The organism is Pseudoalteromonas sp. Hal040 (genome assembly GCF_037162425.1).
Classification (GTDB): domain Bacteria; phylum Pseudomonadota; class Gammaproteobacteria; order Enterobacterales; family Alteromonadaceae; genus Pseudoalteromonas; species Pseudoalteromonas gelatinilytica.
This window is the reverse complement of sequence record NZ_JARLUU010000001.1, coordinates 3,191,353-3,211,093: the sequence shown is the minus strand read 5'-3', so window position 1 is coordinate 3,211,093 and position 19,741 is coordinate 3,191,353. Positions and strand designations below refer to the sequence as shown.

Annotated in this window: 11 protein-coding genes; 10 read left to right on the top strand and 1 reads right to left on the bottom strand. The window is 44.4% G+C overall.

Going from position 1 to position 19,741, the window contains the following annotated elements; translation table 11 throughout:
• Positions 1 to 65: 65 nt before the first annotated feature.
• The 10 genes from rpoB to P4S60_RS14845 all read left to right on the top strand — a co-directional run bounded on the left by rpoB (position 66) and on the right by P4S60_RS14845 (position 17,521).
• The gene (gene rpoB / locus P4S60_RS14890) at positions 66 to 4,091 is read left to right on the top strand and encodes a DNA-directed RNA polymerase subunit beta (RefSeq protein ID WP_188731649.1); all 4,026 of its coding nucleotides are present in this window, start codon (positions 66 to 68) and stop codon (positions 4,089 to 4,091) included.
• A gap of 97 nt (positions 4,092 to 4,188) precedes the next feature.
• A complete protein-coding gene (rpoC, locus tag P4S60_RS14885) occupies positions 4,189 to 8,361 on the top strand; it encodes a DNA-directed RNA polymerase subunit beta' (RefSeq protein WP_337116455.1) in 4,173 nt (1,390 codons plus the stop codon).
• Between the two features lie 193 nt (positions 8,362 to 8,554).
• Positions 8,555 to 8,929: a 30S ribosomal protein S12 gene (gene rpsL, locus P4S60_RS14880; RefSeq protein ID WP_002958885.1), complete on the top strand. Its 375-nt coding sequence runs from the start codon at positions 8,555 to 8,557 to the stop codon at positions 8,927 to 8,929.
• 97 nt (positions 8,930 to 9,026) lie between these two features.
• The gene (gene rpsG, locus P4S60_RS14875) at positions 9,027 to 9,497 is read left to right on the top strand and encodes a 30S ribosomal protein S7 (RefSeq protein ID WP_036971557.1); all 471 of its coding nucleotides are present in this window, start codon (positions 9,027 to 9,029) and stop codon (positions 9,495 to 9,497) included.
• Positions 9,498 to 9,524: 27 nt separating this feature from the next.
• Positions 9,525 to 11,639, top strand: coding sequence for an elongation factor G (gene fusA / locus P4S60_RS14870; protein ID WP_063700721.1), 2,115 nt, complete (start codon positions 9,525 to 9,527; stop codon positions 11,637 to 11,639).
• A 60-nt stretch (positions 11,640 to 11,699) separates the two neighbouring features.
• Positions 11,700 to 12,884, top strand: a complete 1,185-nt coding sequence (tuf, locus tag P4S60_RS14865) for an elongation factor Tu (RefSeq protein WP_063702537.1) — start codon at positions 11,700 to 11,702, stop codon at positions 12,882 to 12,884.
• A gap of 448 nt (positions 12,885 to 13,332) precedes the next feature.
• Positions 13,333 to 14,922 (top strand): alkaline phosphatase, encoded by a 1,590-nt coding sequence (locus P4S60_RS14860; RefSeq protein WP_337116454.1) that lies wholly within the window; start codon positions 13,333 to 13,335, stop codon positions 14,920 to 14,922.
• 11 nt (positions 14,923 to 14,933) lie between these two features.
• Positions 14,934 to 16,730 (top strand): alkaline phosphatase, encoded by a 1,797-nt coding sequence (locus P4S60_RS14855; RefSeq protein ID WP_063702875.1) that lies wholly within the window; start codon positions 14,934 to 14,936, stop codon positions 16,728 to 16,730.
• A gap of 73 nt (positions 16,731 to 16,803) precedes the next feature.
• A complete protein-coding gene (locus P4S60_RS14850) occupies positions 16,804 to 17,073 on the top strand; it encodes a hypothetical protein (RefSeq protein WP_337116453.1) in 270 nt (89 codons plus the stop codon).
• Between the two features lie 16 nt (positions 17,074 to 17,089).
• Positions 17,090 to 17,521 carry a hypothetical protein gene (locus P4S60_RS14845; protein ID WP_337116452.1) on the top strand — a complete coding sequence of 144 codons (432 nt, stop codon included), beginning with the start codon at positions 17,090 to 17,092 and terminating at the stop codon, positions 17,519 to 17,521.
• 64 nt (positions 17,522 to 17,585) lie between these two features.
• Here P4S60_RS14845 and P4S60_RS14840 read toward each other — a convergent pair whose 3' ends face one another.
• The gene (locus P4S60_RS14840; protein WP_442961774.1) at positions 17,586 to 19,652 is read right to left on the bottom strand and encodes a TonB-dependent receptor; all 2,067 of its coding nucleotides are present in this window, start codon (positions 19,650 to 19,652) and stop codon (positions 17,586 to 17,588) included.
• Between the last annotated feature and the right edge of the window lie 89 nt (positions 19,653 to 19,741).

The following is a 19,741-nucleotide window of genomic DNA, read 5'->3' as shown; positions in this document are numbered from 1 at the left end:
GATGCCAGTTAAGTCTGTTCTTACTAGAACAGGTCGGGTCAAAGATCAGCAAGCTGAGGAACCCCATGGCTTACTCTTATTCTGAAAAGAAACGTATCCGTAAGGATTTTGGTAAACGTCCACAAGTTTTGGATATACCTTTCTTACTGTCAACGCAGTTAGAATCGTTTAAAAAATTCTTAGTCCCTGACGCTGATGGCGATCACGGTTTGGAAGCTGCTTTCCGTTCTGTGTTTCCGATCAAAAGCTACTCGGGAAATTCTGAGCTTCAATACGTAAGTTATCGTATTGGTGAGCCAGTATTCGATGTAAAAGAATGTCAAATTCGCGGTGTGACTTATTCTGCTCCACTTCGCGTAAAATTGCGTCTTGTGGTGATGGATAAAGAAGCACCAGGCACAGTTAAAGACATTAAAGAGCAAGAAGTTTACATGGGCGAAATTCCGCTCATGACTGATACCGGTACCTTTGTAATCAATGGTACAGAGCGTGTTATCGTTTCTCAGCTACACCGTAGCCCTGGTGTATTCTTTGATAACGACCGCGGTAAAACTCACTCGTCAGGTAAAGTACTTTATAACGCGCGTGTAATTCCTTACCGTGGTTCATGGTTAGACTTCGAGTTTGATGCAAAAGATAACCTATATGTACGTATTGACCGTCGTCGTAAATTACCGGCGTCTATCATCTTACGTGCACTAGAGTTCTCTACAGAAGAAATCCTAGATATCTTCTTCGATACTACTGCGTTTGAAGTAGCTGACGGTAAAGTTCTTATGGAACTTGTACCTTCACGTTTACGTGGTGAAACTGCCGCTTTTGATATCAAGAGCGATGACGGTGAAGTCCTTGTTGAAGCGGGTCGTCGTATTACTGCGCGTCACATCAAGAACATCGAGAAAAAAGGTATTAACCAATTAGAAGTACCACATGAGTACATCATTGGTCGTGTTGTAGCTAGAAACTACGTTGACGAGTCAACGGGTGAGATCATCGCAAACGCGAATGATGAGCTATCACTTGAGCTAATGGCTGAATTGGTTAAAGCAGGTCACACTAAGATTGATACATTATATATCAACGAAGTGGACAGCGGCGCCTACATGTCAGATACATTACGTATCGACACAACAAGCAACCGTTTAGAAGCATTAGTAGAAATTTATCGCATGATGCGCCCAGGCGAGCCACCGACGAAAGACGCGGCTGAAGCCTTATTTGATAACTTGTTCTTCTCTGATGAGCGTTACGATTTATCAACAGTTGGTCGTATGAAGTTCAATAGCCGTGTAGGTTATGACTCAGATACAGGCCCAGGCACATTATCGAAAGAAGACATCGTAGCTGTTATGAAAGTGCTTATCGCTATTCGTAACGGTGTTGGCGATGTTGATGATATCGACCACTTAGGCAACCGTCGTATCCGTAGTGTTGGCGAAATGGCTGAGAACCAATTCCGCGTTGGTCTAGTACGTGTAGAACGTGCTGTACGTGAGCGTTTAAGCTTAGGTGACCTTGACGCTGTAATGCCACAAGATCTTATTAACGCTAAGCCTATTTCGGCAGCGGTTAAAGAGTTCTTCGGTTCATCTCAGTTATCACAGTTCATGGACCAAAATAACCCGCTTTCAGAAGTAACGCACAAGCGTCGTATTTCTGCATTAGGTCCGGGTGGTTTAACACGTGAACGCGCTGGCTTCGAGGTTCGAGATGTTCACGTAACTCACTATGGTCGTGTATGTCCAATCGAAACGCCTGAGGGTCCAAACATCGGTCTGATTAACTCATTGTCTACGTATGCACGTACTAACGACTATGGTTTCTTAGAAACACCTTACCGTAAAGTGGTAAATGGTGTAGTAACTGATGAAGTAGATTACCTATCAGCTATTGAAGAAGGTCAGTTCGTAATCGCACAGGCGAACACGAACCTAGACGAAAACAATGAGTTTGTTGATGAACTAATTCCATGTCGTCACAAAGGTGAATCAACCTTTATGGGCAAAATGGACCAACAATATATGGACGTATCACCACAGCAGGTGATCTCTGTAGCGGCAGCACTTATCCCGTTCTTAGAACACGATGATGCTAACCGTGCATTGATGGGTTCAAACATGCAACGTCAAGCAGTACCAACACTAATCGCGGATAAACCGCTTGTAGGTACAGGTATCGAGCTTACACTAGCAAAAGATTCTGGTGTAACTATCGTTGCTAAGCGTGGCGGTGAAGTAATGTATGCCGATGCGAGCCGCATCGTTGTTAATGTAAATGAAGAAGAGCGCATCCCAGGTGAGGCGGGCATCGATATTTACAACTTAACTAAATACACACGCTCAAACCAAAATACATGTATTAACCAAAAACCAACTTGTATGGTTGGTGAGCCGGTAACACGTGGTGACGTATTAGCAGATGGTCCTTCGACTGACCTTGGTGACTTAGCACTTGGTCAAAACCTTCGCGTGGCATTCATGCCATGGAACGGTTATAACTTCGAGGATTCAATCCTATTATCAGAGCGCGTAGTTCAAGAAGATCGTCTAACGACTATCCACATTCAAGAACTACAATGTATCGCACGTGATACTAAATTAGGTCCAGAAGAGATCACAGCAGATATCCCTAATGTGGGTGAATCTGCGCTAGGCAAGCTTGATGAATCAGGCGTTGTTTATATCGGTGCTGAAGTTAAAGGCGGCGATATCCTAGTAGGTAAAGTGACTCCGAAAGGCGAAACGCAATTAACACCTGAAGAAAAGCTACTACGTGCTATCTTCGGTGAGAAAGCGTCAGACGTTAAAGACAGCTCTTTACGTGTACCAAACTCTGTAACTGGTACTGTAATCGACGTACAAGTTTTCACCCGTGACGGTGTTGAAAAAGATAAGCGTGCGTTAGAAGTTGAAGACATGCAGCTTCGCGAAGCGAAGAAAGACTTCAACGAAGAGTTCCGTATCTTAGAAGCAGGCGTATTAGAGCGTGCTCGTAAGTTACTTGTTGACGCTGGTCTGAACGCTGACTCAGTTGCAGCATTAAATGCTGACAAGCTACTTACTCAAAGCCTTGCTGAAGAAGACAAGCAAGCTGAGCTTGAGCAACTAGCTGCTCAGTACGATGAGCTTAAAGCTGAATACGATAAGAAGTTTGAAAACAAACGTCGTAAGATCACTCAAGGTGATGACTTAGCACCAGGCGTACTTAAGATTGTTAAAGTATACCTAGCTGTTAAACGTCGTATCCAACCGGGTGATAAGATGGCGGGTCGTCACGGTAACAAAGGTGTTATCTCGACTATCGTACCAGTAGAAGATATGCCATACGATGACAAAGGTCGTACGGTAGACATCGTTCTGAACCCGCTAGGTGTACCATCACGTATGAACATCGGTCAGATCCTAGAAACTCATATGGGTCTTGCTGCACGTGGTGTGGGTGAGCGCTTAGAAGAAATGATGAAAGAGCAGCGTGAACTGCACGAAATCCGTAGCTTCGTTAAGAAAGTTTACGAATTAGGTGATTGTCGTCAGAAAGTCGATATCGACTCATTCTCTGATGATGAAGTTCGTCGCTTAGCTGAAAACTTGAAAGGTGGTTTACCGATCGCAACTCCTGCCTTTGATGGTGCTCGTGAAAGCGAAATCAAAGACTTACTAGAGCTTGGTGGTTATCCAAGAAGCGGTCAAGTTACACTTTATGATGGCCGTACTGGCGATCAGTTTGAACGTCAAGTAACTGTTGGTTACATGTACATGCTGAAACTTAACCACTTGGTTGATGACAAGATGCACGCACGTTCGACTGGTTCTTACAGCCTTGTTACTCAGCAGCCGCTGGGTGGTAAAGCTCAGTTCGGTGGCCAGCGTTTCGGTGAGATGGAGGTGTGGGCACTAGAAGCTTACGGTGCTGCATATACTCTACAAGAAATGCTAACAGTGAAATCGGATGACGTGAACGGTCGTACTAAGATGTATAAGAACATCGTAGATGGTAACCATAAGATGGAACCAGGTATGCCAGAATCGTTCAACGTATTGTTGAAAGAAATCCGCTCACTGGGTATCAACATCGAGTTGGAAGAAAATTAAGCCATTTAGGTGCGGCGTAAGCCGCACCTGTTAGGCCGAATAGAATGTAGGGGCGATTGGTTCGCCCTCAAGATTAACCTCCGACAGGAGAGCTAAGGTGAAAGACTTACTTAAGTTTCTGAAGCAACAAAATAAGACCGAAGAATTCGATGCAATTCGCATTGGTCTTGCTTCGCCAGATATGGTTCGTTCATGGTCATACGGTGAAGTAAAGAAACCTGAGACAATCAACTACCGTACTTTCAAGCCTGAGCGCGACGGCTTATTCTGTGCCCGTATCTTCGGCCCAGTGAAAGATTATGAGTGTTTATGTGGTAAATATAAGCGCCTTAAGCACCGTGGTGTTATTTGTGAAAAGTGTGGCGTTGAAGTAACGCTTACTAAAGTGCGTCGTGACCGTATGGGTCACATTGAGCTTGCTAGCCCAGTTGCGCACATTTGGTTCTTAAAATCATTACCGTCACGTATCGGCTTAATGCTAGACATGACACTTCGTGACATCGAGCGCGTACTTTACTTCGAATCATTCGTTGTAACTGAGCCTGGTATGACAACGCTTGAGCGTGGTCAGCTTTTAGGTGAAGAAGAGTACCTAGATGCACTAGAAGAGCACGGTGATGAGTTTGAAGCGAAGATGGGTGCGGAAGCAGTTTTAGACTTGCTTCGTGAACTTGATCTTGGCCAATTAATTGCTGAAATGCGTGAAGAGTTACCAACAATTAACTCTGAAACTAAGCGTAAGAAGATCACTAAACGTCTTAAATTAATGGAATCTTTCCACCAATCAGGTAACAACCCTGAGTGGATGATCATGACTGTACTTCCAGTACTTCCACCTGATCTACGTCCATTAGTACCGCTAGACGGTGGTCGTTTTGCGACTTCTGATCTGAATGACCTTTACCGTCGTGTTATTAACCGTAATAACCGTCTTAAGCGTCTATTAGATCTAGCAGCACCAGACATTATCGTACGCAACGAAAAACGTATGTTACAAGAAGCGGTAGATGCGCTACTTGATAACGGTCGTCGCGGTCGTGCGATCACAGGTTCTAACAAACGTCCTCTTAAATCGCTTGCTGATATGATCAAAGGTAAGCAAGGTCGTTTCCGTCAGAACTTACTTGGTAAACGTGTAGATTACTCAGGCCGTTCTGTAATCACAGTAGGTCCTACGCTTAAACTACACCAGTGTGGTCTTCCTAAGAAGATGGCACTTGAGCTATTTAAACCATTTATCTACGGCAAACTAGAGCGTCGCGGCATGGCTACGACTATCAAAGCTGCGAAGAAGATGGTTGAGCGTGAAGTAGCAGAAGTATGGGATGTATTAGACGAAGTAATTCGTGAACATCCAGTATTACTTAACCGTGCACCAACACTTCACCGTTTGGGTATCCAAGCGTTCGAGCCTGTGCTTATCGAGGGTAAAGCGATCCATTTACACCCATTAGTTTGTGCGGCGTACAACGCTGACTTCGATGGTGACCAAATGGCGGTACACGTACCGTTAACGCTTGAAGCACAGTTAGAAGCACGTGCTCTAATGATGTCTACTAACAACATCCTATCTCCAGCGAATGGTGAGCCAATCATCGTTCCTTCACAGGACGTTGTATTAGGTCTTTACTACATGACTCGTGATCGCATCAATGCGAAAGGCGAAGGTATTGTATTTAAAGATCCTAAAGAAGCTGAAAAAGCATACCGCGGCGGTAACGCTGAGTTACATGCACGCGTAAAAGTACGTATCAGCGAGACAATCAGCAATGAAGATGGTGAAACAGTTGAGCAAGTATCTATTGTTGAAACAACAGTAGGTCGTGCGATTCTTTCACTAATCTTACCTAAAGGCATGCCGTTTGAGTTAATCAACCAAGCCCTAGGTAAGAAACAAATTTCTGGCTTATTAAACGAGTGTTACCGTCGTCTAGGTCTTAAAGATACCGTTATCTTTGCTGACCAAGTAATGTACACCGGTTTCCACTACGCAATGAAGTCAGGTGTTTCAATCGGTATCGATGACCTAGTTATCCCACCGGTTAAAGCAGAAATCATTGAATCAGCGGAAGCTGAAGTAACTGAAATCAACCAACAATTCCAATCAGGTCTTGTAACGGCTGGTGAAAAGTACAACAAAGTTATCGATATCTGGTCACGTGTAAATGAAAACTTATCACGTGAGATGATGGCGAACTTATCAAAAGACACTGTAATCAACGCGAAAGGCGAAGAAGAAGAGCAATCTTCATTCAACTCAGTGTTTATGATGGCAGACTCAGGTGCACGTGGTAGCGCCGCTCAGATCCGTCAGTTAGCGGGTATGCGTGGTCTAATGGCACGTCCAGATGGTTCAATCATCGAGACACCAATCACGGCGAACTTCCGTGAAGGTCTAAACGTACTACAGTACTTCATCTCGACGCACGGTGCGCGTAAAGGTCTTGCCGATACAGCACTTAAAACAGCAAACTCGGGTTACTTAACGCGTCGTCTAGTAGACGTTGCACAAGACTTAGTAATCAATGAAGACGATTGTGGCACAGAAGATGGCTTAACAATGAAACCGCTTATCGAAGGTGGTGACGTTGTAGAAGCACTTCGCGAACGTGTTCTTGGTCGTGTTGTTGCTGAAGATGTATTAATCCCTGGTACAAACGAAGTACTTGTTGAGCGTAACATCATGCTTGACGAAAAACTGTGTGACCTTTTAGAAGAGCACTCAGTAGACGAAGTACGCGTTCGTTCAGTAATCACTTGTGATAATGACTTTGGTGTATGTGCTAAGTGTTACGGTCGTGACCTTGCGCGTGGCCACATCATCAACCCAGGTGAGTCAGTAGGTGTTATCGCGGCACAATCAATCGGTGAGCCGGGTACACAGCTTACGATGCGTACCTTCCACATCGGTGGTGCGGCATCTCGAGCGTCTGCTGAAAACAGTGTACAAGTTAAAACTAACGGTACATTGAAGTTACACAATGCGAAGTACGTATTAAACACAGACGGTAAGATTGTTATCACGTCTCGTTCAACAGAGATCACTATCATTGATAGCTTTGGTCGTGAGAAAGAGCGTTATAAAGTTCCTTACGGTGCGGTGTTAACTGTACAAGATAATGCAGAAGTTCAAGGTAACGATATCGTTGCAACTTGGGATCCGCATAGTCACCCAATCGTTCTTGAGCACAAGTCAAAAATCTCGTTCAGCGACATTGATGACTCAAATACCGAAGCACAAACAGACGAGTTAACTGGTTTAACACGTGTGGTTGTTAAAGACTTAGGTAAAGCGAATGCGAAAGAACCTAAACTAATCATCGAAAGCGATGAGCGTGGTCTGCAAGAAACACGTCTACCTTCATTCACAACGATTGAAGTAACAGATGGCGCAACTGCAAACCCAGGTGACGTACTTGCACGTATTCCGCAAGAAGGTTCGAAAACTCGTGATATCACGGGTGGTCTACCTCGCGTAGCTGACTTATTCGAAGCACGTAAGCCGAAAGATCCTGCAATCCTTGCAGAAATCACAGGTACTATCAGCTTCGGTAAAGAAACTAAAGGTAAGAAGCGTCTTGTAATCACTCCAGCTGAGGGTGACGCATACGAAGAGATGATCCCTAAATGGCGTCAACTTAACGTGTTCGAAGGTGAGCAAGTGTCTAAAGGTGAGGTTATCGCCGATGGTCCAGAATCACCACATGACATCTTACGCTTACGTGGTGTAACTCATGTAGCTAACTACATCGTAAACGAAGTGCAAGAGGTTTATCGCTTGCAAGGCGTTAAGATCAATGACAAGCACATTGAGACAATCATTCGTCAGATGCTACGTAAATGTATCATCCTTGACGGCGGTGACACTGAGTTCTTAGCCGGTGAACAAGTTGAAGTGGCACGCGTTAATATCGCGAACCGTGAACTTGAGAAACAAGGCAAGATCCCAGCGAAGTTTGAAATCCAATTAATGGGTATCACTAAAGCGTCACTTGCAACAGAATCTTTCATTTCTGCAGCATCGTTCCAGGAAACTACACGTGTCCTAACTGAAGCAGCTGTAAATGGTAAGAGCGATGAGCTTCGTGGTCTGAAAGAGAACGTAATCGTGGGTCGTCTGATCCCAGCTGGTACAGGCTTTGCGTATCACCAAGACCGTTTGAACCGTCGCAAGCAAGGTGAAATCGTTGAAGAGCAAACAGTAAGCGCTGAAGAGGCAACTCAAGCACTAACTGATGCACTTAACGCAGATATCTCTGGAAACCAATAATCTCAGCTTAATCAATAGATTAAGAAATCGTGAGGCAGTAATCTGCTGCCTTACGATGAGTTAAGGTTGACAGGTTAAACTTTGCTCATTAAAATTCCGCCACCCATTTGCCTGCACGTTTTGTAACGAGCATGTAAACAGGGCGGATTTTTTTATTTTTTCAGTAGTAATTTTAATTTCAGGAGCTATTTAAATGGCAACTATTAACCAGCTAGTGCGTAAGCCACGTCGTAGCAAGGTTACTAAAAGTAACTCAGCTGCACTTAAAGCGTGTCCGCAAAAGCGTGGTGTATGTACTCGTGTATATACAACTACACCTAAGAAACCAAACTCTGCATTACGTAAAGTAGCGCGTGTTCGTTTAACGAACGGTTTCGAAGTAACATCTTACATTGGTGGTGAAGGCCACAACCTACAAGAGCACAGTGTAATCCTAATCCGTGGTGGTCGTGTTAAAGACTTACCAGGTGTGCGTTTCCACACTGTACGTGGTGCACTTGACTGTGCAGGCGTTAGCGACCGTCGTCAAGCTCGTTCTAAATACGGTGCTAAACGCCCTAAGGGCTAATGGTTCTCCGTTAGTAAGGCCAAGCACTAAATTTTTAAATTAATTGTTTTGGGTGTTGACTCTAAAAGAGCAAACCTGAAGATACCGGAGATACAAAATGCCTAGAAGACGCGTAATAGGTCAACGTAAAATTCTTCCAGATCCTAAGTTCGGATCGGAACTTCTTGCTAAATTCGTTAACGTAGTAATGTTAGACGGCAAGAAATCTACTGCTGAAAAAATCGTTTATGGTGCGTTAGACGTGGCTGCTGAGAAATCAGGCAAGTCGCACCTTGAAATCTTTGAAGCTGCACTTGATAACGTTCGCCCACAGGTAGAGGTTAAATCTCGCCGTGTTGGTGGTTCAACGTACCAAGTACCAGTTGAAGTACGTCCAGTACGTCGCAACGCATTAGGTATGCGTTGGTTAGTTGACGCTGCACGTAAGCGTGGCGAAAAATCTATGGGCTTACGTTTAGCTCAAGAAATCGTTGACGCTGCTGACAACAAAGGCACTGCGGTTAAGAAACGTGAAGACGTTCACCGTATGGCTGAAGCGAATAAAGCATTCGCTCATTACCGTTGGTAATCTGCCCTTAACCTTTAAGAGGATCATATGGCACGTACAACTCCACTTGAGCGCTATCGCAATATCGGTATTTGCGCTCACGTAGATGCAGGTAAAACCACCACAACAGAACGTGTTCTGTTCTACACGGGTCTTTCTCATAAGATCGGTGAAGTTCATGATGGTGCTGCAACTATGGATTGGATGGAGCAGGAACAAGAGCGTGGTATCACAATCACTTCTGCTGCAACAACGTGTTTCTGGAAAGGGATGGACGCTCAATTTGACGACCACCGTATCAATATTATTGATACTCCAGGACACGTAGATTTCACTATCGAAGTAGAGCGTTCTTTACGCGTACTAGATGGTGCGGTAGTTGTTCTTTGTGCTTCATCTGGTGTACAGCCGCAAACTGAGACAGTTTGGCGTCAAGCGAACAAATACGAAGTTCCTCGCATGATCTTCGTAAACAAAATGGATCGCACTGGCGCTGACTTCTTAACTGTGGTTAGCCAGGTGAAATCTCGTCTTGGAGCAACTCCTGTTCCAATTCAGCTACCAATTGGTGCTGAAGACGACTTTAAAGGTGTTATTGACCTTATTAAGATGAAAGCCATTAACTGGAATGCCGAAGATCAAGGCATGACTTTCTCTTATGAGGCAATTCCGGCTGAGCTTCTGGAGCTTGCAGAAGAATGGCGTTCTCACATGGTTGAGAGCGCTGCTGAAGCATCAGAAGAGCTAATGGATAAATATCTAGAAGGTGAAGACCTGACTGAAGCTGAAATTAAAGCAGCTTTACGTCAGCGTACATTAGCAAACGAAATTGTTCCAATGACGTGTGGTAGTGCATTTAAGAATAAGGGTGTTCAAGCTGTGCTTGATGCTGTTATCGAATATATGCCTGCACCAACACAAGTGAAACAAATCCAAGGTATCGTTGAAGATGGTACTGAGGAAGAGCGTCCTGCTGATGACAACGCACCGTTTGCCGCGCTTGCTTTTAAGATTGCGACAGACCCGTTCGTTGGCACCTTGACCTTCTTCCGTGTTTACTCTGGTACTGTTAAACAGGGTGACGCGGTATACAACCCAGTTAAAAGTAAGCGTGAGCGACTTGGTCGTATCGTTCAGATGCATTCAAACTCACGTGAAGAGATCAAAGTAGTCTACGCAGGCGACATCGCGGCGGCTATTGGTCTTAAAGACGTAACAACAGGTGAGACACTGTGTGATCCGAACTCAATCATTACGCTTGAGCGTATGGAGTTCCCAGAGCCAGTTATCTCTGTTGCGGTTGAGCCTCGCACAATCGCTGACCAAGATAAGATGGGTATCGCGTTAGGTAAACTAGCGGCAGAAGATCCGTCTTTCAGAGTACAAACTGACGAAGAATCAGGCCAGACTATTATTTCTGGTATGGGTGAACTTCACCTTGATATCATTGTCGACCGTATGAAGCGTGAATTCAGTGTTGAATGTAACGTTGGTAAGCCGCAGGTAGCATACCGTGAAGCTATCCGTTCAGCTGTTGAAGTTGAAGGGAAGTTCGTACGTCAATCAGGTGGTCGTGGTCAATATGGTCACGTCTGGCTTAAACTTGAACCGATGGATATTTCGGAAAATGATGCGCCAATTTACGAGTTCGTTAACGAAGTTGTTGGTGGTGCGGTTCCGAAAGAATACATCCCTGCGGTAGATAAAGGCATCCAAGAGCAAATGGCTCAAGGTGTGCTGGCAGGCTACCCATTACTTGGCGTTAAAGCGACTCTATTTGATGGTTCATTCCATGATGTAGACTCGAATGAGATGGCATTTAAAATTGCAGGTTCAATGGCAATGAAGAAAGGTGCGCTTGAAGCAAACCCAGCTCTTCTTGAGCCAGTAATGAAGGTTGAAGTTATCACTCCTGAAGAAAACATGGGTGATGTAGTTGGTGACTTAAACCGTCGCCGCGGCATGATCGAAGGCATGGAAGAAGCATTCGGTGGTCTTAAGCAAATTAATGCGCAAGTACCACTTTCTGAAATGTTTGGTTATGCAACTGATCTGCGATCTGCAACACAAGGCCGTGCATCTTACTCTATGGAGTTTTTGAAGTATGCAGAAGCCGCTAAGAATGTTGCAGATGCAATAATTGCAGCTCGCGCTGTTATATGATTTAGCTTGTCTGGCCCAATAGTGGGTCAGGCGTTAATTTCTTTATAGGAATTTTTTAAGATGGCAAAAGAAAAGTTTGAACGCGTAAAACCGCACGTAAACGTTGGTACAATCGGCCACGTTGACCACGGTAAAACAACTCTAACAGCAGCAATCACAAACGTACTTGCGAAAGCATACGGTGGTCAAGCTAAAGACTTCGCATCAATCGATAACGCTCCAGAAGAGCGTGAGCGTGGTATCACAATCTCAACTTCACACGTTGAGTACGATACTCCAACTCGTCACTACGCACACGTAGACTGTCCAGGACACGCCGATTATGTTAAAAACATGATCACTGGTGCTGCTCAAATGGACGGCGCAATCCTAGTAGTTGCTGCGACTGACGGTCCTATGCCACAAACTCGTGAGCACATCCTACTTTCTCGTCAGGTTGGCGTACCTTACATCATCGTATTCATGAACAAATGTGACATGGTTGATGACGAAGAGCTACTTGAGCTAGTAGAAATGGAAGTTCGTGAACTTCTTTCTGAGTACGATTTCCCAGGTGACGACTTACCTCTAATCCAAGGTTCTGCTCTTAAAGCACTAGAAGGCGAAGAGCAATGGGAAGCGAAAATCATTGAACTAGCAGAAGCGCTAGATTCATACATCCCAGAGCCAGAGCGTGACATCGATAAGCCATTCATCATGCCTATCGAAGACGTATTCTCAATCCAAGGTCGTGGTACTGTAGTAACTGGCCGTGTTGAAGCTGGTATCATCAACGTGAATGACGAAGTTGAAATCGTAGGTATCAAAGAAACTACGAAGACAACTTGTACAGGTGTTGAGATGTTCCGTAAGCTTCTAGACGAAGGTCGTGCGGGTGAGAACATCGGTGCACTACTACGTGGTACTAAGCGTGAAGACGTTGAACGTGGTCAAGTACTTTGTAAGCCTGGTTCAATCAAGCCACACACTAAATTCACTTCAGAAGTATACGTACTTTCTAAAGATGAAGGTGGTCGTCACACTCCTTTCTTCAAAGGTTACCGTCCACAGTTCTACTTCCGTACAACTGACGTAACAGGTGACGTACAGTTACCAGAAGGCGTAGAAATGGTAATGCCTGGTGACAACATCAAGATGACTGTAGAGTTAATCTGCCCAATCGCGATGGACGAAGGTTTACGCTTCGCTATCCGTGAAGGTGGCCGTACAGTTGGTGCTGGTGTTGTTGCAACTATCGTTGAGTAATATCAACAGATAGAGCTTCACAGCTTATAAAAAGGTCGCTTAGGCGGCCTTTTTTAATGCCTGTAGAAAGCTGTCAGCTTTCAGACGTCAGATTAAATCGAGAGAGTCGTTTAGTGCGGAGTTTCACTCAGAAATAAAATACCGTAGGAGGCACTTTAGTGCCGAATTAGAACCATTCTTACAATTAGGCTTGAGCTAGACTCTTTTAACTTTAATCTCGCAAACTCGCAAACTCGCAAACTCGCAACTCACCCCTAGCACCTAACCCTATTATTTCCCCCTAAAACTAAATACTTACTTATATTTAAAGTCGTTTTTGTTTCATCATTTCGTCATGAAAAGTCACTTTTTTAGTAACAATGCGTTCTTAGTATTACTGCGCTAATTATCCAAGTGCAGTTTAGTTAGCACTCAAATTCTTAAAATAACGTACTAACGGAACGTAACGATGAAAATTAATAAAATTGCTACTGCAATTGGTTTAACGTTGGCATTGTCAGCGACGGCCAATGCAGGTGTGTTACCAGACAGTCAAAAACAAAATGATTGGTATAGTGCCGCTGAAGCTACATTAACAAAAAAAGAAGCGGCAGCTCAGGCTGAGCAAACGTTTAAAGCTAAAAATGTCATTCTATTTGTTGGCGATGGTATGGGTATCTCAACGCTCACTGCGTCACGTATCATGGCAGGTCAAATGGAAGGTAAGTCGGGCGAAGAAGGTTTACTAAGCTTTGAAGAATTCCCTTACTCTGCGCAAATCAAAACCTACAACGTTGATGCGCAAACACCTGACTCTGCAGGCACAATGACAGCAATTATTTCAGGCGTTAAAACCGATGTAGGTGTAATTGGTGTTAACGAAAACATCGAGCGTGGCAAGTGTGCAACCGTTGCTGGTAACGAGTTAATTACCGCTACAGAACTAGCAGAAATCAAAGGTCTAGCAACAGGTATTATCTCAACAGCGCGTATTACTCACGCAACACCAGCTGCGACCTATGCAAAATCAGCTGACCGTAACTGGGAAGACGTATCAGACATGCCAGCTGATGCTGTTCAAGCGGGTTGTGAAGACATTGCCTCACAACTTGTTCATTTCGAGAAGAACCTAGAAGCACGCTTTGTAGGTACTGACGTCGATGGTCTTGAAGTTGTGATGGGCGGTGGTCGTCGTCACTTCTTACCAAAAGACGCAACGTTCAACTCAGCTGATGCAGTCAGCGAAGTAGAAGGTGACCGTACGGATGAGCGTGACCTAACTGCGGAATGGCAAGAAATGTACCCTGATGGCAAGTACGTCATGGATCAAGCGGGTTTCGATACGCTTAATGCCGATACTAAACGTGTATTTGCACTGTTTAATGAATCACACATGCAATACGAAGCTGACCGCGCTAACGATGTAGCGGGTGAGCCGTCACTGTCTGAAATGACAGGTAAAGCAATTGATATCTTAAAGAGTAACGAAAAAGGCTTTTTCTTAACCGTTGAATCAGGCCGTATCGACCATGGTCACCATGCGGGTAATGCTTATAACGCGTTAAACGATACCGTTGAATTTGCCAAAGCAGTGCAAACAGCAGTAGAGAATACCAATCCTGAAGAAACACTTATTCTTGTTACTGCCGACCACAGCCACGTATTTACTATCGCGGGTTATCCGAAACGCGGTAATCCAATCTTAGGTCAAGTGGTTGCCATTGGTAGCGAAGAGCCAAGCCTTGCGGCAGATGGTATGCCTTACACCACCGTTGGCTATGCAAATGGCTTAGGTTTCCGTGATTTAGGCGATGAAACAGATGCAGAGGTGTCTTATAACGATGCTGCTGTTGCAGGTCGTGTTGATTTAACCGGTGTTGATACGACTGCACCTGGCTATCACCAAGAAACGACTGTGCCATTAAGTTCTGAGACTCATGCGGGCGAAGATATTTCGCTTCATGCAAAAGGTCCAGGTGCGCAACTAGCACAAGGCGTTGTGGAGCAAAACGTAATTTTCCACATCATTAACCAAGCTCTAGAACTAATTGAAGAATAATGGCGACGACGATGAAAAAACTAAATTTAATTTCTCTTGCTGTAGTAGTGGCATTAGCGGGTTGTTCGGATGACGATGACAACTCTCCAAAAACATTAACCGTAGAAAACACGTTAGCTGTAGGTTCTGAGCAGTGCGTAAACGGTGGTACAGAAACGCTAACAGGTGCAGATAGCAATGATAACGGTGAGCTAGACTCAGCAGAAGTAACGGATACAACCGTTGCATGTAATGCACCAGCAACGTCGTTAACAGCATCGCAATTAGCGCCGTTGACTGATAATGCGTGGTTCAAATCAGCACAAGTTAAAGTCGCTACTAGCGAAGAAAACATTGCAGCTGTTGTAAAAGAGTCAGGTAAAGCGAAAAACGTGATTCTGTTTGTTGGTGATGGCATGGGTATTTCGACTGTCACAGCTGCGCGTATTATGGCAGGTCAGCTAGAAGGTAAGTTGGGTGAAGAGCACCAACTTAGCTTTGAAACACTCCCATTCTCAGGGTTTGCTAAAACCTATAACGTTGATGCGCAAACACCTGATTCAGCGGGTACGATGACGGCAATGGCATCGGGTGTAAAAACGGATGCTGGCGTTATTGGTGTTGATGAAGATATCGAACGTGGTAACTGTGCAACGGTTGCAGGTAATGAACTAGTAACAGCCACTGAGCTTGCTGAGATTGCTGGTAAGTCGACAGGTATTATTTCGACAGCTCGAATCACACACGCAACGCCAGCTGCAACCTATGCCAAATCGGCTGACCGTAACTGGGAAGATGTATCTGATATGCCAGAGGCAGCAGTTACCGCTGGTTGTGAAGATATTGCATCGCAATTAGTTAACTTTGAAGCAAACCTTGAAGCTCGCTACGAAGGCCTTGATGTTGATGGTTTAGAAGTTGTGATGGGCGGCGGTCGTCGTCATTTCTTACCAAAAGATGCGGCTTATAACTCAGCTGATGCGATGAGCGCTGTAGAAGGTGACCGTACGGATGGTCGCGACCTAACAGCTGAGTGGAAAGCCAAATACCCTGCGGGTCAGTATGTAATGGACCAAGCTGGTTTTGATGCAATTAATGCAGATACGACTGAGCGTGTTTTTGGTTTATTCAATGAATCACACATGCAATACGAAGCAGACCGTGCAAACGATGTAGCGGGTGAGCCGTCACTGTCTGAAATGACTGCAAAAGCAATTGATGTACTAGATAACAACGCCAATGGTTTCTTCTTAACAGTTGAAGCAGGGCGTATTGACCACGGTCATCACGCTGGTAATGCTTACAATGCACTAAGCGATACAGTTGAGCTATCAAAAGCAGTACAAGTTGCTCTTGATAAAACTAGCATTGAAGACACGTTAATCATCGTTACAGCTGACCACAGCCACGTATTTACCATTGCAGGCTACCCAAAACGTGGTAACCCAATCTTAGGTAAAGTGGTACCTGTGGGTAGCGATGAACCATCTCTTGCCGCAGATAACATGCCATACACAACGGTTGGTTATACCAATGGTGGCGGTTTCCGCGATTTAGGTGATGAGACTGATGCAGAAGAAGGTTACAACTATGCGCCAGTAACTGGTCGTGTTGACTTAACCGATGTTGATACCACGGCACCTGGTTTCCACCAAGAAGCGCTCGTGCCATTAGGCTCTGAAACACACGCAGCAGAAGATGTGGGTGTGTATGCAGTAGGTCCAGGTGCACACTTAGTTACAGGCACTAATGAGCAAAGCCTTATTTTCCATGTTATGGATTATGCCGCTGATCTTGTTAAACAAGCCGATGCTAAATTAGCACAATAATGAGTGTTTGGGAGGCTTTGAGCCTCCCTTACTCAATCAGTTATACAGAAAACCAAGATAAAAAGAGAATCCCGTGAAAGCAGCCATCTTACTTGCCTCATTACTTAGCCCACTTGCTGTTGCAGGGCAATGCGATATGAACACCGGTTTTACGCAAGCAGACTATAAAGTCACCACAGACATAGTCGCTAATAAGCAGCATTCTGAAGACACCTTCACTCTATGGCGCACGCCTCATCAGGTGGCTAAGCAAAATCTACAGTTTATTGAGCTATGGCAGCAATTACGTAATCAACAAATTCGCCCAATTCGTTATTTCCAGCAAGCGCGGCGGTGGCATTGAATATCAACCATCGGAAGTGCAAGGTGAGCAAGATTGGAGTAGCAAATATCAGTTAGTAAGCGATAAGTTTTTAGCGTCAATGACTCACCAAAAAAGCACGGGTGAAGGCTGTGAACTAACAGAATATTACACACAGCAGCAAGGTGAAAGCAAAGTCGAGCTAAGCTGGCTTGCCAATCAAAAGTTACTTAAAGTAATTCGTATTTCAACACCCACTTATAGCCGTGAAATTGCTTTAACAACCAGCCATCACAACCAGCAAAAGGTGCAGGCAGAGTTTGCGAAATGGGATAACTACCAAACCACCGATTACGCAGATATCGGTGATAATGAAAGCGATCCATTTTTAGCTAAAATGATCAACTTAGGGTTTGTTGAGCATGGCGCGAGCGGTTTCTATGATGCGCAAGGTAATCAGCTCAAAGGTGAGCATGGGCATCATCACTAATTAGTACCAACCACAAAAAAGGCACCAAGGTGCCTTTTTTATTGTTTAATTACTTAGCTTAAACCTAAAATGCATAGTTCCAAGTTAGGTTGACGGTACGACCCGTGCCCGCAAAATAGCGTGTTGCAGCTGGGCGTGTTTGACCGTAGTAAGTGATGTAATACTTATCTAGCAGGTTATCGATACCTAGGCTAAATGCACCGTACTCAGCACTTTGATATTGCACCGATAAATCAACGGTTGTGTAGCCGTCAAACTCTTCACCAGTATTAAAGTCGCGGTCAAATACTTTGTTAGCTTGTACGCGGCTAGATAGATTCGCTGGCCACTGTTGCTGCCAGTAAAGGTTTAAACGTGTAGGTGAAATATTGCTGCCGCCTAAATCGCTTTCTACTTTATTGTCGCCATCACCATCATATTGGCCTTCTGTATCAGCGTAACTTGCACCAAATGTTGTGCTGTTAGTTAGGTAATATTGTGCATTTGCTTCAAAACCTGAGATCTCAGTACGCTCACGTTGCACGCTGTAAATACCATCAGCATCAGCTTGTAAACGTGAACCTAAGTCTGAGTCAGATTCAAAGTAGCTGGCTTTAATATTGAAGCTATCGTTGGCATATTCAAAACCCAATTCGCGGTTATCAGAAATAACCGGCTCTAGATTTAAGAAACTCTCAACAGATAAACCTGCTTGATTAATGCCACGCAGCACGCGACCAACATCAGCCATGCTAAATCCTTCGCTGTAGCTTGCATATAGACGAAGTTCATCAGTTACTTGATAGACAACACCTAAGTTCTCTAATAATTCATTAAAGCTTGGCTCACCGCCTTCTACAAAGCTGCTGTTGTATGAAGCTAGGGTGGTAAAATCATCCACTTTTAATTTGCCGTACTCGTAACGTACGCCTGCATTGAAGGTCCAATCCTCTAAGCCGTCATAACGTAGCTGAGCAAAAGGTGCAATGTTATTAAACTTGGTTTTTGGTACCCAATGGCGACCTGTTTGCGCAAGCTCTTGGTATGTTTCATCAGAAAGTAAATCAATACCTGTCGCAATATCAAACTGGCTGTTTAACAGGTTATCTTTATTGTAAGTAACGCGGCTACCAAACTTTTGTGATTTATTTTGAGACTGATCGAAAATATTCTCGCCATAGGCTGGATCTTGGAATGAAGCAAATGTGCCGCCGCCATACATAGCTGCAAAATCTTGCGTAAATAATTGAATAGCAAGGTTACCGCCAGCCACATTGCTGTGGTTATAATCTAGGGTAAAGGTTGTTACACGGTTACGTGGCGTGTCGCCTTCTACATCGCCTTTTTCAGCTGAGGTTGCAAGGCCTGTTGCTGGATCGCCATTTACAGCTACAAAGTCACCATTACCTTCAATTTTGTAGTGGTTCAGCATTGCTTGAATACTTTGCTCGTTATCAAGCTGATATTTAACTTTTAAAAATAAGTCTAGGCTGGTTGAATCTTGCGTGTCACCTTGTGTGCCATCTAAACCAACAAAGTCACCGTTACCATCGCGATACATACCCGTACTACGAGCCGATACACCACCAATAAAGCTAATATCATCTAGTTGTTGGCTGAATAAGTAGCTGGCTTTATAGCTTTGGCTGTCGCTGCCACCGTCTGTTGGAGTGCTAAACCCCGCGCTCATTTGGTGATTAAAATCGCCAGCTGATTTTGTGATGATATTAATAATACCGCCACTTGCGCCCATGCCTTGAATTGCATTTGCGCCACTGATCACTTCGATGCGTTCGATCATTGCAGGGTCAATCGTATTCCCATCACGAGAACCGTTACGAAGCGGGTTTGACTGAGGAACACCATCAATCATGTATAGCGGCTCACGGCCACGGAGTGTTTCACCTGCACTGGTCATTTTTTGACGACTTGGTGAAAAGCTCGGTAATAAATTACCTAAAATTTGCGATAGATCTTGAGTATGAGCAAGTTGCTCAGCAATGTCTTCACTAGTAATAACACTGATAGTTGCAGGTACAGTACTAACAGGTGCCGTACTACGAGTTGTAGAAACGGTAATACGTTCAATATCTTGGGCCTGATTTGCAAACGCGACGATAGGAGTAAGTAAAAAAGGAAGCGCAAATTTCATTGTCATAGTTAAATCGCTATACAATTGTTATTAAAAATTGTTCGCATTTATACGTGCATTTGTTGTGACAATCAATATAGTGCCATAAC

Excerpts from the sequence above, each read along its gene's own strand:
- P4S60_RS14840 (WP_442961774.1), bottom strand. The coding sequence starts at position 19,652 with ATGAAATTTGCGCTTCCTTTTTTACTTACTCCTATCGTCGCGTTTGCA.
- rpsL (WP_002958885.1), top strand. The coding sequence starts at position 8,555 with ATGGCAACTATTAACCAGCTAGTGCGTAAGCCACGTCGTAGCAAGGTT.
- tuf (WP_063702537.1), top strand. The coding sequence starts at position 11,700 with ATGGCAAAAGAAAAGTTTGAACGCGTAAAACCGCACGTAAACGTTGGT.
- rpoB (WP_188731649.1), top strand. The coding sequence starts at position 66 with ATGGCTTACTCTTATTCTGAAAAGAAACGTATCCGTAAGGATTTTGGT.
- P4S60_RS14855 (WP_063702875.1), top strand. The coding sequence starts at position 14,934 with ATGAAAAAACTAAATTTAATTTCTCTTGCTGTAGTAGTGGCATTAGCG.
- P4S60_RS14860 (WP_337116454.1), top strand. The coding sequence starts at position 13,333 with ATGAAAATTAATAAAATTGCTACTGCAATTGGTTTAACGTTGGCATTG.
- rpsG (WP_036971557.1), top strand. The coding sequence starts at position 9,027 with ATGCCTAGAAGACGCGTAATAGGTCAACGTAAAATTCTTCCAGATCCT.
- fusA (WP_063700721.1), top strand. The coding sequence starts at position 9,525 with ATGGCACGTACAACTCCACTTGAGCGCTATCGCAATATCGGTATTTGC.